The organism is Sinorhizobium arboris LMG 14919 (assembly GCF_000427465.1).
Taxonomy (GTDB): Bacteria; Pseudomonadota; Alphaproteobacteria; order Rhizobiales; family Rhizobiaceae; genus Sinorhizobium; species Sinorhizobium arboris.
In genome coordinates, this window is the sequence record NZ_ATYB01000014.1 from 976,118 (window position 1) to 990,824 (window position 14,707).

Here is a 14,707-nt window from a genome sequence, read left to right on the forward strand (position 1 = left end):
GGCGTCCTCCTTCCGCTTCGTAGGTCGCGAATGCGCAATGTGTCGGCACGCAAAAAATAGATAGGCGATCGCTTTCGAGCATCAAGCACCGCATCATAGCATCGATTGGGCGGATGAAAAAAAACCGGCGGCCTTGCCGCCGGGATTCAGCCTGTCGCCGCGCCATGAGCGCGATCAGTCGTTCGCCGTCACCTTGACGCCAAGGACGGAGGGAATGGTATTGGGAGCCCCCATCGCGGCGCCCATGATCATCGGGAAAGGCACAGGCTTTTCCGGCTCGGCGCTGATCGTCAGGCTCTTCGGATTGTCGAGAAAGGCGTTGACGGCACCGGTAACCTGATTCTGGAGCTCCGGGACATTGAGCTGTGCCATCATGATCGGCACGAGCCCCTTCAGCGATTGTGCCAGCTGATCTCCGGTGACGCCCTGCTGACTGCCGGCGTAGTCGAGCGCCTTTTTCGTGATGGACGCGTCGTCGAAACGGATCGAGGCGCTGTTGAAGGTAAGCTGCTGCATCAGGCCGAGCATTGCCAGCCCCATGGCCTGGTCGGCCTCTTCCCTGTTCGGGTTGGCTTCCGCCGCTTTGGCCGCCTCCTGCAGCGACTTCATGAATTGGAGCGTGTAGCCGGAGAAGTTCATGGCGATATTCAGCCGGCCGACATCCTTGAAGTCGAGGGCATATTCATCGAGAGCAAGGTTGCCGGTTTCCAGTTTCCAACTGCCCTTCATCGTGATCCCGCCATCGAGGGTCGTGAGGCCGAGCTTCTCGACCGCATCCTTCGCCTTGGCATCCCGGATGTCCGACAGGTCCGCCTTGATTCCGGCAAGCGTCGCGTCGAAATCGAAGCCCGCACCGTCTTCCTGTCGCGTCAGATTGGTTTCCGTGCTTTCGGCCGTGAAGACGTTCCTGCCTTCGACGTTGACGCTCATCGGGCCGGTGCCGGCCGTTTCGTAGAGCAGGATGTCATCGATCGTGGTGCCGGCCGGGTTGCCCGGTATGGACAGGCCGCCGATCGAGATGTCCTTGATCGAGACGCTTGCGTCCTTGTCACTGATATTGATGTCAGGAAAGGAGACGGTTTCGGCATAGTAGCCGCCGCCGTCCGTTTCCTCGACGCCTTCGAATGTCACTTCGCCGATATTGAGGGACCGGCCGGGTTTCGCCGTCACCCGCAGCTTCATGCCGGTGACCGTCACCACGTCGCCGTCGGCCTCCGCCTTGTCGTAGGTCACCGAAGTGCCGTTGGCTGACGTCGCCGCATCGAGCTTCTTCATCATGTCCGCCCCGTCCAGGGCCATGGCCGGTCCTGCGAGGATAAGGAGGGCGGCGCTGGCCAGCATCAGGCGGACTTTGCGCGTATGTACCATTGGAGTTCCCTATGAAATGGTTTGATTGCAAATCTGTGTCTGGATCGCTTATTTCCGAGTGAGTGATCTTACCCGATGCGTCGACCGTGACCGGACGATACGCAAGCGCAGTTCCTCCGCCAAGTGCAAACCGGCTTTTCCCCTCTGGGACGCTTATCCTTTCGATCGATACGGGGCAGGGACCGGCCGCCGATGACGTTCTCCACAGTGGCATAGCCCGGAATTCTTGCCGTCTGGCGCCGGTTGAGGTAGCAAGGATGCATGGGACAAAGCCTTTTGCCGCCGTCTGGCGGGGACGACAACATTCAGCCGGTTGACCTGAAGGCGGCGCTGGAAGAGCGTTATCTCGCCTACGCACTGTCGACCATCATGCATCGCGCGTTGCCGGATGTCCGCGACGGCCTGAAGCCGGTCCATCGCCGGATCATTCACGCCATGAGCGAGATGGGCCTGCGGCCCAATTCCTCATTCAAGAAATGCGCCCGTATCGTCGGCGACGTCATCGGTAAGTTCCATCCGCATGGCGACCAGTCGGTCTATGATGCGCTGGTGCGCCTTGCGCAGGATTTTTCCCAGCGCTATCCGGTCGTCGACGGTCAGGGCAACTTCGGCAATATCGATGGCGATAATGCCGCCGCCTACCGTTACACGGAAGCGAAGATGACCGACGTCGCCGCCCTTCTCCTGGAGGGCATCGATCAGGATGCGGTCGACTTCCGTCCAACCTATAACGAGGAGGACCAGGAGCCCACCGTGCTTCCCGGCGCCTTCCCGAACCTGCTGGCCAATGGCGCTTCCGGCATCGCCGTTGGCATGGCGACCTCCATTCCGCCGCACAATGCGCATGAACTCTGCGACGCGGCGCTCCATCTCATCAAGCATCCGAATGCGACAGTGGAGGAGCTGCTGTTCGACCCGGCCAATCCGCAGCGCGGGGGCATCGAAGGTCCGGATTTCCCGACCGGAGGCGTGATCGTCGAGAGCCGCGCCAGCATGATCGAATCCTATCGCACCGGCCGTGGGGGATTCAGGGTCCGGGCGCGCTGGGCGGTGGAAGATCTTGGACGCGGCGGCTTCCAGATCGTCGTCACCGAAATTCCCTATCAGGTCCAGAAGTCGCGCCTGATCGAAAAGATCGCCGAGTTGCTGATCGCGCGCAAACTGCCGCTGCTCGAGGATATCAGAGACGAATCGGCCGAGGACGTCCGCGTCGTGCTCGTGCCCAAGAGCCGCTCGGTCGACGCCAATATTCTCATGGAATCGCTCTTCAAGCTTACCGAGCTCGAGAGCCGCATTCCGCTGAACATGAATGTGCTCTCGATGGGCCGCGTACCGCGCGTCATGGCGCTCAACGAGGTGCTCAGCGAATGGCTGGCGCACCGCCGCGAGGTCCTGCAGCGCCGCTCGCGCCACCGGCTTGCAGCGATCGAGCGGCGGCTCGAGATTCTCGGCGGCTATCTCATCGCCTATCTCAATATCGACGAGGTCATCCGCATCATCCGCGAGGAGGATGAGCCGAAGGCGGTGATGATCGAGCGCTTCACGCTCACCGATGTTCAGGCCGAAGCGATCCTCAACATGCGACTGCGCTCGCTGCGCAAGCTCGAAGAGTTCGAAATTCGTACCGAGTTCGACGCGCTGTCGAAGGAAAAGTCGGAAATCGAGGCACTGCTCGCTTCGGACGACAAGCAGTGGCAGGCGGTTGCGTGGGAGATCGGCGAGGTCAAGAAGAAATTCGCCAAGGCGACCGAGCTCGGCAAACGCCGCAGCACCTTCGCCGACGCGCCCGAGGCGGATGTCGAAGCCATCCAGCAGGCGATGATCGAAAAAGAACCGATCACCGTGGTCATCTCCGAGAAAGGCTGGATCCGGGCCCTGAAGGGGCACATCGCAGATACGTCTTCGCTCCAGTTCAAGGACGGCGACGGCCTGAAAGTATCGTTCCCTGCCCAGACCACCGACAAGATCCTCATCTTCACGACGGGCGGGAAGGTCTACACGCTTGGCGGCGACAAGCTGCCCGGCGGGCGCGGCCACGGCGAACCCCTGCGCATCATGGTCGATATGGAGAACGACCAGGACGTGCTGACCGCCTTCGTGCATGATCCGGCGCGCAAGCTCATCGTCTCGTCCACGGCAGGCAATGGTTTCGTCGTCACCGAGAGCGACATCGTCGCCAACACGCGCAAGGGCAAACAGGTGATGAACGTCACCATGCCCGACGAAGCCAAGCTCGTCGTTCCGGTCAAGGGCGATCATCTCGCCGTCGTCGGCGAGAACCGCAAGATGCTCGTCTTCCCGCTGGTCCAGGTTCCGGAAATGGCGCGCGGCAAGGGCGTGCGGCTGCAGCGCTACAAGGATGGCGGCGTTTCCGATATCCGCTCTTTCGCGATCGCGGAAGGTCTCACCTGGGAAGACAGCGCCGGACGGGTCTTCGCCAAGACCAAGGACGAGCTGATAGAGTGGATGGGTGATCGCGCCGGCGCGGGCAGGGTCGTGCCGAAAGGCTTTCCAAGGAGCGGCAAGTTCAGCGGCTGATTGGAGACTCCGGGCTTGCAAGCGCGGCGCGTCCGTGGATCAATGTTCGTGGATGGCGCAGGCGGATGTCTTCGTTATCCTGAAAGTCGCTGTAATTCCCTGATCTCCTGCATGTTTCCTCAAATCGGCCCTGATTTGAGCGACCATGCGCCGGCGAGATGAACGCGATGGCCTCGGCTCTTGACGACACGTTGCTGGCGCTCGCCGACCCGACGCGGCGCCGCATATTCGAAGTCCTCTTCGCCGGCGAGACGCCCGCGGCGGGTATCGCTGCAGCCGTCGGCATCGGGCAGGATGTCCTTGCCGGTCATTTGGCCGTTCTGGAGACGGCGGGACTGATCGCGCGGCGGTGGAAGGGCGGGAAGGAACTCGTCAAAGCCGATCCCGCGCCGCTCGAGATTGCCGCGGAGTGGATCGACACCAATCGCGAGCTTTGGGCGATGCAGTCGCAGATGCAGGAATCTTCCAGGGACGACGGGTCGCCCGAACAGCGATAACGATGCCGCATGGACGGGATGCGATCGCGTGCCGGTCAGCTCGGGAGCTCCGCACACGCGATCCTCGCCGCCTTCATCCGCGTCTGCCAAAGCGAATGGCCGAGCAAAGCGAGAATGAGGATCGTACCGCCGAGAAGCGTTCGGCTCGTTGGCGTTTCGGCAAAGACGATCCACACCCAGATCGGCGCAAGAATGGTCTCCAGCAGATAAAACATGCCGACCTCCGGTGCGGAAAGGTAGCGCGGCCCCGTCGCCAGACAGAAGAAGGCAAGCGGGATCATCACCAGCCCGTTGAAGAGGATGTAGGCCGGTTCGGCGATCGACAGGCCGCCGGGCGGCAAGAGCATGAAGCCGGCAATTGCCGGGAAGATCGCCGTCGTCAGCGGCACGAGCGACATGTCGCGGCCGCTGGCGCGGCTGATCGTGATCGCGCTTGCGAGCAGGAAGGCCGAGCAAGCAGCCATCGCATCACCGAAAAGGTGTCCGCTTTCGAGCCCGTCGCTGACGATCACACCGACACCGACGACCATGACCGCCATTGTCAGGAAAGTGGCGTTGGAGGGGCGCTCCTTGAGGAATATCCAGGAGAGGATTGCCGCGAACGTCGAAGTGAACGCCAGGATGAAGACAACGTTCGCCGTCGACGTATTGAACACGGCGAGCAGGAAAGTAAACGAGTTGATGCCGTAGAAGAGCCCCGCGATCAGGCCGGCCTTGCCGGGAATCAGGGCCACACGGCGGCCGAGCAGGCGGTTGATCACCACCCATATGGCGAGCGCGGCAAGAAAGGTCGAGAGGCTGCGCACGGCGAGGATGGACCAGACCTCGCCATCTGCTGACCGGATCAGCGGGATGTCGAAGGAGAGCGCAAGGCCGCCGAGGCCGGTAATGGCAAGGCCGCGCCGGTGCCGGGCGGCGTCAGTGGAGGGCGTCAATTTCAATCCGTGGCGGGTTTGGTGGAATCGTGCTCGCCAGAATAGCGCTCCCAGCCGCGGGCCATAAGGTGCTCTTGCGGCAAAAACTTTGTCTTATACCCCATTTTGCGCGATCCCCTGACCCAGTAGCCGAGATAGACATGCGGCAGGCCGCGTTCCTTCGCCCGGCGGATATGATCCAGAATCATGTAGGTGCCGAGAGATCGCTCGGAGAGAGCCGGATCGAAAAAGGAATAGACCATGGACAGACCATCGCTCATTCGGTCCGTCAAGGCGGTGGCGATGAGGGGACCTCGCGCCTTGTCGCTGATGCCGTCGCCTTCGACCCGCAACCGATACTCGATGATCTTCGTGTGCACATGCGTATCCTCGACCATCATCGCATAGTCGAGCACCGACATGTCGGACATGCCGCCCTTCTGATGGCGACAGTCGAGATAGCGTCGGAAGAGATTGTACTGCTCGCTCGACGGCTCGGCCGGATATTCGGCGGAGACGATGTCGCCGTTGGCCGCGAGCACGCGACGCATGGATCGTGTCGGTACGAATTCGTTGGCCAGAATGCGTACCGAAATGCACGCCCGGCAAGTCTCGCAGGCGGGGCGGTAGGCGATGTTCTGCGAGCGGCGGAAGCCGCCCTGCGTCAGCAGGTCGTTGAGCTCCGGTGCCCGCTCTCCCACCATGTGGGTGAATACCTTCCGTTCCATCTGGTTCGGCAAATAGGGGCAGGCTGCCGGTGCGGTCAGGTAGAACTGAGGAGACGGTGCTGTCTGCGTGTTCATCGAGCGCGGGGATCACTCTTCGTGCGGTTGCTCATCGTAATAGCATGGCCGAAGAATGAAAAACGTCAACACACTCGTTCGGCGTAACGGCGCCGTCAGTACATGTCGCGCCGAACGGCGACTGTGCCGATCAGCAGATCGTGGAGCAGGCGGCCACGGTCGGTGAACAGGCCGATCAGCAGGATGAGCGGCGTCAGCAGCGCGTTGGCGATCCAGAATATCGCCAGATGGACGATTGCCGTCAGGAAATCCATCGGGCGGCCGTCCGTCCGGGCGATCGCCACGCCCATGATCCTCATGCCGGGTGATGCCTGCTCGCGGCCGCCGACGGTCAGCCCGAAATAGAGCATCGCCACCAGGGCGAAGAGGACCGGGTAAAGGAGAAAGCCGAGGCCGAGCGTCAGGATGCCGAGGAAGAAAACCACGACGGCCGCCGGGATCCACAGCAGCGCGACGATCAGGTAATCGATGATGAAGGCGAATATCCTGCGCGACAGGACGCCCTGGTAGGCGCGCCAATCCTCGCTCGGAAGCCTCAATTCTTCATTATGCATGCTCATGCGCGTGCCTCAGATTGCTATCCACCCAGAATATGGGGAGCGAATGCGGTAAAACAATGCGTCGGTGCGGTCGCCCGTTTTTAGCGCTTGGCGAGGATACGTGCCACGTCGACGGCGAAGTAGCTGACGATCCCGTCGCAGCCGGCCCGCTTGAAGGCCAGCAGTGTCTCCAGCATCACCCGCTCGCCGTCGATCCAGCCATTGGCCGCCGCCGCCTTGATCTGCGCGTACTCGCCGGAAACCTGATAGGCGAAGACCGGCAGGCCGAAGGCTTCCTTCACCCGCCAGCAAATATCGAGATAGGGCAGGCCGGGCTTCACCATCAGCATGTCCGCGCCTTCCTCCACGTCGAGTGCCGCATCGCGGATCGCCTCCGTGCCGTTCGACGGATCGATGTAATAGGTCTTCTTGTCGCCCTTGAGCAGCCCGCCGGTGCCGATCGCCTCGCGATACGGGCCATAGAAGGCGGAGGCGAATTTCGTCGCATAGGACATGATACCGACATTCTGATGGCCGGCCGCGTCGAGTGCCTCGCGGATGGCGCCGATCCGCCCGTCCATCATATCGGAGGGTGCGATGATGTCGGAACCGGCATCGGCCTGAATGACCGCCGCCCTGGCAATCGCTTCCACCGTCTCGTCGTTGACGATCTCGCCGCCGCGCAGGATGCCGTCGTGGCCGTGGCTGGTGAACGGATCGAGCGCCACATCGGTGATGATCCCGATGCCGGGTACGGCCTTTTTTATCGCCCGCGTCGCCTGATTGATCAGATTGTCGGCCTCGAGGCTGTTCGATCCGGTCTCGTCGCGAAGCGCCATATCGACATTGGGAAAGGTGGCGATGGCCGGGATGCCGAGGCCGGCCGCCTCCTTCGCTGCCTCGACCGCCTTGTCGACGCTCATGCGGCTGACACCCGGCATCGCATCGATCGGCTCGACGACACCGGTGCCGGGCACGACGAAGATCGGCCAAATCAGGTCGTCCACGGTGAGCCGGTTCTCCTGCACCAGGCGGCGCGTCCAGTCCGCCTTGCGATTGCGGCGCATGCGGCGATGTCCGGTGATCCTGTCCACAAGATTTGTCCTGTCGTTCATCGCGCCGCGTCCTTTTTCCTACTCGTGCTCGAAGGCGGTTTATCACGCGCCTTTAGGGGTTGAAACCCGAATTGCCCGCGGTGGGATGCGGCATTTCTTCCGCTCGTCGAGTGCATCGCGGCGCTTTCCCGTCCTTCGTGCTGGTGGTTCGCCGGCGGACGGCCTATCTTGCCGGCCATGCTTCATGATTCTGTTCATGTGCCGAAACCGTCGCTCACCGAGGTGCTCTTCGCCTGGTTCCTGCGCCTGGTTGCCGCGTCCTGCTTCTGGTTCGCATTGAACTATTGGGCCATGCTGATCGGCTTTTCCCATAACGGCGCCGGCCGGTTCGATCTTCTGTCGGCGGAGTGGCGCGCGGCCGCCACGGCCCTGGCGGTCGTCTATCCGGTTGCCGCCATAGGACTATGGCTTCTGGTCTCCTGGGGCCCGGTCGTCTGGGTGGTTGCCGCCGCGACGGAGATCGCAATGGACAAGTTCTATCCCGGCATATTTGGCCACCGCCCATTGCTGATCGCGCTCCACGGATCCGTTGCCGTCACATTCATTCTTTCCCGCGCCGCGCTGCTTTATCAGCGGCTGCGCCAAGTGCGGAAGGTAAGGGTTGATTCACCCTGAGACAGGCCTGGCCCTCGGTAAGTACATGTTAAGGCTGCGGTTTAAGTAGAATTTTATACGTATTCGATAGGGTCTCACTCAAGGCGGGAAGACAAAGAGACACCGCCAAACGAAACAGTGAGGCACGAAAATGAACACCAAGATGAAGCCGCAGGTTATTGCGCCCAGAGACCCGCAGGAAGAAACCATCCGTGGTCTCTACATGGAATCCCTCCACCTGGTCGAGCGTCTGCATCGCCGCTTGCTCGACGTCATCAAGGACGAATTCGACCGCCAGGGCCGCAGCGACGTCAATGCGGTTCAGGCGCTCCTGCTCTTCAATATCGGCAACTCCGAGCTGACGGCCGGCGAACTTCGCTCCCGCGGCTATTATCTCGGCTCGAATGTTTCCTACAACGTCAAGAAGCTCGTCGATCTCGGTCTGATCAACCATCAGCGTTCCCGTGTCGACCGACGTTCGGTTCGCATCAGCCTGACGGAAGAGGGGCAGGAGATCGCCGAAACCGTCGCCAAGCTTTACGAGCGCCATATCGGTTCGATCCAGAAGGTCGGTGGTATCGGCAGCGACGAATTCACGCAGATGAACAAGCTGCTGCAGCGTCTCGACCGCTTCTGGAACGATCAGATCCTTTATCGGCTGTAGTCAACCGTCACCTCCAGTCTCAAGGGTCGGGCGCAATCCCTGCGTGTCCGACCTTTGCGGCGTTTTACGCCATTTGGTTGTTGCGCTGCGACCTGCCGGCTGCGCGGAGACACGAATTGGCCATATTGCTGTGACAGCGACGCTCGGGTGTGGCAGGTGCGCAATTGCGTTGACGCGGCGGAAGTCCGCTTCGCGGCTCGCCTGCCGGGGCGGCTCTTGTTCGCGGCAACGTGAAGCGATTTGAGGGCCGGGTGGCAGGCGGGTTTACCTTTGTTAACCACGACCGTGCTAATGCATGTCGCCCAAAAGCGCAGATAGGTTTTGGGAAGCGACTTGCATGAATGCAAAGACGTAAAGCGCATCGCGCGATGCGCTTTAGGGCTCGGGCAGCGCGCTTCTGGCGCATTGAGACGGTGGGACTATGTCGAAAAAGAACGGAATTGATGCTTTCTCGCGCCGCGCATTTCTGCGTTCGGCCGCAACCTTCGGGGCCGCCGCATGGGCGGGTGCCGCCAGCGCCCAGGATGCACTGAACGAAATCATCAATTCGCCGCGCCGCGGCTCCTGGGACGATCAGTTCGACGCAAAAGCTTCGCGTACCGCGACGGCAGTTCTTTCCAATACTCCGGTTTTCGGGCCCGAAACGATCGCGCACCTGCAGCAGGCGATCTTGGATTATCAGCAGATCGCAGCCGCGGGCGGCTGGCCGATGGTTACGCCTGCCAGCACCCGGAGGCTCGAACTCGGCGTCACCGATCCGTCCGTCCAGCAGTTGCGTCGACGACTGATGATTTCAGGCGATCTGCCGCAGTCCGCGGGTATTTCCTCTTCCTTCGACTCCTATGTCGACGGCGCGGTCAAGCGCTTTCAGGCGCGCCATGGGCTGCCCGCAGACGGCGTGATCGGCGAATATACCCTGAAGGCGCTGAACGTCGACGCCGCGACCCGGCTGGCCCAACTCGAAACAAATCTCGTGCGGCTTCAATCCATGTCGGGTGACCTCGGCCGGCGCTATGTCATGGTCAACATCCCTGCAGCCTATATCGAGGCGGTGGAGAACGGGCGCGTCGTCCTGCGCCATACGGCCATCGTCGGCAAGATCGACCGGCAGTCGCCGATCCTCAATTCCAAGATCTACGAGGTCATTCTCAATCCCTACTGGACCGCGCCGCGCTCGATCATCCAGAAGGACATCATGCCGCTGATGCGCAAGGATCCGACCTATCTGGAGCGCAATGCGATCCGCCTTTTCGACGGCAACGGCAACGAAGTGTCGCCGGAAACGGTCGACTGGCAGGCTGAAAAGGCGCCGAACCTGATGTTCCGTCAGGATCCCGGCAAGATCAACGCGATGTCCTCGACGAAGATCAACTTCCACAACGAGCATGCCGTCTACATGCACGACACGCCGCAGCAGGGCCTGTTCAACAAGCTGATGCGCTTCGAATCCTCGGGCTGCGTGCGCGTCCAGAACGTGCGCGACCTTTCCACCTGGCTCTTGAAGGAGACGCCCGGCTGGTCGCGCCAGCAGATCGAGGCGACGATCAAGTCCGGCGTGAACACGCCGATCAGGCTTGCCGAAGAAGTCCCGGTCTATTTCACCTACGTTACGGCATGGTCGGCGAAGGATCGCGTGGTCCAGTTCCGCGACGATATCTATCGCCGGGACGGCGCAGCCGAACTCGCGCTGCAGACGACGACGGGGATCGAGCAGTCTGCCGGTCCCATCGACGCGGACGCCCTGCCGCAATAGGCCAAATGCCGCATTCCTCATCAAGGGCCGCGCGTTCATCGAACGCGCGGCCCTTTCGATTGGGGGCGGCTGCTCGCACCCGGCGCGGCGGATGGCGGAAATGACGCAATCCGCATAGCGGATATTGCTCTCCGCGTGCGAGGAAGCTAAAGAACAGCCACCCTTCAGAGGAGCCTCGAGCCGATGCTTTCACAGACCAACGACGCTTTCTTCACCCGCTCTCTCGCCGACAGCGATCCGGAGATTTTCGGTGCGATCGAGAAGGAGCTGGGGCGCCAGCGCCATGAGATCGAACTGATTGCTTCCGAGAACATCGTTTCGCGGGCCGTGCTCGAGGCGCAAGGTTCGATCATGACGAACAAATACGCCGAGGGTTATCCGGGCAAGCGCTATTACGGCGGCTGCCAGTATGTCGATATCGCCGAGGAACTTGCGATCGAGCGCGCGAAGAAGCTCTTCGGCGTCAACTTCGCCAACGTCCAGCCGAATTCGGGCTCGCAGATGAACCAGGCGGTCTTCCTGGCCCTGCTGCAGCCGGGCGATACCTTCATGGGCCTCGACCTCAATTCCGGCGGTCACCTGACCCACGGTTCCCCGGTCAACATGTCGGGCAAGTGGTTCAACGTCGTTTCCTACGGCGTGCGCGAAGACGATCACCTCCTCGACATGGACGACGTCGCCAACAAGGCGCGCACGCACAAGCCCAAGCTGATCATCGCCGGTGGTACGGCCTATTCCCGCATCTGGGACTGGAAGCGCTTCCGCGAGATCGCCGACGAGGTGGGCGCATGGCTGATGGTCGACATGGCGCACATCGCCGGTCTCGTGGCCGGCGGACAGCACCCGTCGCCGTTCCCGCACTGCCACGTCGCAACGACGACCACCCACAAGTCTCTGCGCGGGCCCCGCGGCGGCATGGTCCTCACCAATGACGAGGAAATCGCCAAGAAGATCAACTCTGCCGTCTTCCCCGGCCTCCAGGGCGGACCGCTGATGCACGTGATTGCAGCCAAGGCGGTTGCTTTCGGGGAAGCGCTGCAGCCCTCCTTCAGGGAGTATGCGGCCCAGGTCGTCAAGAACGCCCGCACGCTCGCCGAAACGCTGAAGGCCAATGGCCTCGACATCGTCTCGGGCGGTACCGACAACCACCTGATGCTCGTCGACCTGCGCAAGAAGAACGCGACAGGCAAGCGTGCCGAAGCCGCTCTCGGCCGTGCCTTCATCACCTGCAACAAGAACGGCATCCCCTTCGACCCGGAAAAGCCCTTCGTCACCTCCGGCGTTCGCCTCGGCGCACCGGCCGGCACGACCCGCGGCTTCAAGGAAGCGGAGTTCAAGGAAATCGGCGAGCTCATCGTCGAGGTGCTCGACGGTCTCAAGGCTGCCAACTCCGACGAGGGCAATGCTGCCGTCGAAGGTGGCGTGCGCGAGAAGGTGATGAATCTCACCGGTCGCTTCCCGATGTACGGCTATATGTGATCGGACGGCTGCATGCGCTGCCCCTATTGCGGTTCCGAAGACAGTCAGGTGAAGGATTCCCGTCCGGCAGAGGACGGGAATGCCATTCGCCGCCGCCGCATCTGCCCTGATTGCGGCGGCCGCTTCACGACCTTCGAGCGGGTGCAGCTGCGTGAGCTGATGATCATCAAGAAGACCGGTCGGAAGGTTCCTTTCGACCGGGACAAGCTGTTGCGCTCCTTCGAGATCGCGCTTCGCAAGCGTCCGGTGGATCGCGACCGGATCGAACGGGCTGTCTCGGGCATCGTCCGGCGGCTCGAAAGCTCGGGCGAAACCGAAATCCATTCGGAGGAGATCGGTCTTCAGGTGCTCGAGGCGTTGAAGAGCCTCGACGACGTCGCCTTCGTGCGCTACGCGTCTGTCTATCGCGACTTCTCCCATGCCGAAGATTTCGAGAAGGTCATCGCGGAGATAAGCGCCAAGATTGCCCGCGATCCGGGCGAATAACCCGGAGAGCAAGCGCTATGGGCGAGCCGATGCATGAAGACGAACGTTTCATGGCGGCGGCGATGCGTCTGGCGCGACGCAATCTCGGCCTGACTTCCACCAACCCTTCCGTCGGCTGCATCCTCGTCAAACAGGGGACGATCGTCGGCGCCGCCGTGACGGCGCCGGGCGGGCGCCCGCACGCGGAGACGCAGGCGCTTGCGGTGGCGGGCGAGAAGGCGAGGGGGGCAACCGCATACGTCACCCTCGAACCCTGCTCGCATCACGGCAAGACCCCGCCCTGCGCGGACGCGCTGATCGCCTCGGGGATCGGCCGCGTCGTCGTTTCCATACTCGATCCCGACGAGCGCGTAGCCGGCCGCGGCGTCGTGATGCTCCGCGACGCCGGCGTTGACGTGGACATCGGTATTCTCCAGGAGGAGGGCGAGCGCGTACTCGAGGCCTACCTCATGCGCCAACGCAAGAAACGTCCGCATGTGACACTTAAGCTTGCGGTTTCCGCCGATGGCATGATCGGACGGAGAGGCGAGGGGCAGGTGAGGATCACCGGTGACGTTTCGCGCGCCCAGGTGCAGATATTGCGGGCCGAGACTGACGCGATTCTTGTCGGTATCGGCACGGCCGCTGCAGATGATCCCGAACTCACCGTGCGGATGCACGGGCTGGAAGACCGTTCCCCTGTGCGGATCGTGCTCGACCGCCGCTTCGATCTGCCACTCGAATCGAAATTGGTCCGCACGGCGCGCCGCGTTCCGCTGATCGTCGTAACGGGAGACGCGGGCTTTCATTCTCCCCGCGAATGGGGAGAATCTGCCCGAGGGGCGAATGAGAGGCGGAGCAGTTTGCCCCTCTCTTCGGGTTTGACCCGAGGATCAGCCCTCTCGCCGCAGGCGGTGGGAGAGGGCGACTACAACGCCCGTCGAAACGCCCTTGAAGCCGCTGGAGCCGAGCTGCTGAACGCCGAAACCATCCCCGACCTCCTGGCTGCACTTGCGTCCAGGGGCATTTCCTCCCTGCTCGTGGAGGGTGGGGCCCGAGCGGCCCGTTCCTTTCTTGATGCCGGTGTCGTGGACCGGATACTGCTCTTCACCGGTCCGGAAGCCATTGGTGAAAACGGTATTTCATCCCCATTTCAAAGGACGTCCGTGCCGGCGGGCTTCACGCTTCGTCGCACGGCGCGTTATGGCGACGATATTTTCGAAGACTACGAGAGAGATATCTGAATGTTCACAGGCATCATCACCGACATCGGCACGGTCGAGAAAGTCACGCCCCTCAAGGAAGGCATCAAGCTTCGCATTGCCACCAATTACGATCCGAAGACGATCGACCTGGGTGCCTCCGTCGCGCATGCCGGCGTCTGCCTGACCGTCACGTCACTGCCGGAAGCCGGCAGCAACGAGCGCTGGTTCGAGGTCGAGGCATGGGAGGAGGCGCTGAGGCTGACGACAATCGCCGACTGGCGGGAGGGCACGCGCATCAATCTCGAGCGCTCGCTGAAGATCGGCGACGAATTAGGCGGCCATATCGTCTCCGGCCATGTCGACGGCAGAGCGGAGATCCTCGCCGTGGAACCGGAGGGGGAAGCTGTGCGCTTCCGTCTGCGCGCACCGGAACATCTCGCGAGATTCGTCGCCCCCAAGGGCTCGGTGGCGCTCGACGGAACGTCACTCACCGTGAACAAGGTGGATGGCGTCGAATTCGACGTGCTGTTGATCCGGCACTCGCTCGAAGTGACGACCTGGGGCGGACGCAAGCCTGGTGATCTCGTCAATTTCGAAGTGGACACCATGGCGCGCTACGCAGCGCGGCTGGCGGAATTCCCGGTACCGGGCGAGAAGTGAAGCGGGATCGTTCAGCCGAAAGATCGCTGGCGCCGCGAGTCCCCTTCGTTTCCCGCTTGCAGGGAGAAGGCGGCCGACGGGCCGGACGAGGCGCCGATGCGCCCGCTGCAGCA

The 14,707-nt window shown here is 62.2% G+C and carries 14 protein-coding genes; 9 read left to right on the plus strand and 5 right to left on the minus strand.

What is annotated here, in order from left to right; translation table 11 throughout:
* Positions 1–174 precede the first annotated feature (174 nt).
* Complete coding sequence (locus SINAR_RS0115745) at positions 175–1,368, minus strand: aq_1923 C-terminal domain (RefSeq protein ID WP_027999997.1); 1,194 nt, start codon at positions 1,366–1,368, stop codon at positions 175–177.
* Between the two features lie 261 nt (positions 1,369–1,629).
* Between SINAR_RS0115745 and parC the strand changes: the two genes are divergently transcribed.
* Positions 1,630–3,906 carry a DNA topoisomerase IV subunit A gene (gene parC, locus SINAR_RS0115750; protein WP_027999998.1) on the plus strand — a complete coding sequence of 759 codons (2,277 nt, stop codon included), beginning with the start codon at positions 1,630–1,632 and terminating at the stop codon, positions 3,904–3,906.
* Positions 3,907–4,064: 158 nt separating this feature from the next.
* Positions 4,065–4,403, plus strand: coding sequence for an ArsR/SmtB family transcription factor (locus SINAR_RS0115755; protein WP_027999999.1), 339 nt, complete (start codon positions 4,065–4,067; stop codon positions 4,401–4,403).
* A 35-nt stretch (positions 4,404–4,438) separates the two neighbouring features.
* Here the strand turns inward: SINAR_RS0115755 and SINAR_RS0115760 are convergent, their stop codons facing one another.
* From SINAR_RS0115760 to hemB, 4 genes are all read right to left on the minus strand, one after another.
* Positions 4,439–5,338: a DMT family transporter gene (locus tag SINAR_RS0115760; RefSeq protein WP_028000000.1), complete on the minus strand. Its 900-nt coding sequence runs from the start codon at positions 5,336–5,338 to the stop codon at positions 4,439–4,441.
* A 2-nt stretch (positions 5,339–5,340) separates the two neighbouring features.
* Positions 5,341–6,120, minus strand: coding sequence for an arginyltransferase (locus SINAR_RS0115765; protein WP_028000001.1), 780 nt, complete (start codon positions 6,118–6,120; stop codon positions 5,341–5,343).
* A gap of 95 nt (positions 6,121–6,215) precedes the next feature.
* Positions 6,216–6,680 (minus strand): RDD family protein, encoded by a 465-nt coding sequence (locus tag SINAR_RS0115770; RefSeq protein WP_003529322.1) that lies wholly within the window; start codon positions 6,678–6,680, stop codon positions 6,216–6,218.
* Positions 6,681–6,760: 80 nt separating this feature from the next.
* Positions 6,761–7,774, minus strand: coding sequence for a porphobilinogen synthase (gene hemB, locus SINAR_RS0115775; protein ID WP_028000002.1), 1,014 nt, complete (start codon positions 7,772–7,774; stop codon positions 6,761–6,763).
* Positions 7,775–7,951: 177 nt separating this feature from the next.
* Here hemB and SINAR_RS0115780 point away from each other — a divergent pair, with 177 nt between their 5' ends.
* From SINAR_RS0115780 to SINAR_RS0115810, 7 genes are all read left to right on the plus strand, one after another.
* The gene (locus SINAR_RS0115780; protein WP_028000003.1) at positions 7,952–8,389 is read left to right on the plus strand and encodes a DUF6163 family protein; all 438 of its coding nucleotides are present in this window, start codon (positions 7,952–7,954) and stop codon (positions 8,387–8,389) included.
* Between the two features lie 130 nt (positions 8,390–8,519).
* Entirely contained in the window at positions 8,520–9,032 is a 513-nt protein-coding gene (gene ldtR / locus SINAR_RS0115785; RefSeq protein WP_028000004.1) for a transcriptional regulator LdtR, read from the plus strand.
* A 421-nt stretch (positions 9,033–9,453) separates the two neighbouring features.
* Positions 9,454–10,785 (plus strand): L,D-transpeptidase family protein, encoded by a 1,332-nt coding sequence (locus SINAR_RS0115790; protein WP_028000005.1) that lies wholly within the window; start codon positions 9,454–9,456, stop codon positions 10,783–10,785.
* Between the two features lie 183 nt (positions 10,786–10,968).
* Positions 10,969–12,264, plus strand: coding sequence for a serine hydroxymethyltransferase (gene glyA / locus SINAR_RS0115795; RefSeq protein WP_028000006.1), 1,296 nt, complete (start codon positions 10,969–10,971; stop codon positions 12,262–12,264).
* A gap of 12 nt (positions 12,265–12,276) precedes the next feature.
* Entirely contained in the window at positions 12,277–12,750 is a 474-nt protein-coding gene (gene nrdR, locus SINAR_RS0115800; protein WP_028000007.1) for a transcriptional regulator NrdR, read from the plus strand.
* Positions 12,751–12,767: 17 nt separating this feature from the next.
* Positions 12,768–13,973 carry a bifunctional diaminohydroxyphosphoribosylaminopyrimidine deaminase/5-amino-6-(5-phosphoribosylamino)uracil reductase RibD gene (ribD, locus tag SINAR_RS0115805; RefSeq protein WP_028000008.1) on the plus strand — a complete coding sequence of 402 codons (1,206 nt, stop codon included), beginning with the start codon at positions 12,768–12,770 and terminating at the stop codon, positions 13,971–13,973.
* Positions 13,974–14,594, plus strand: coding sequence for a riboflavin synthase (locus SINAR_RS0115810; protein ID WP_028000009.1), 621 nt, complete (start codon positions 13,974–13,976; stop codon positions 14,592–14,594).
* Positions 14,595–14,707 lie beyond the last annotated feature (113 nt).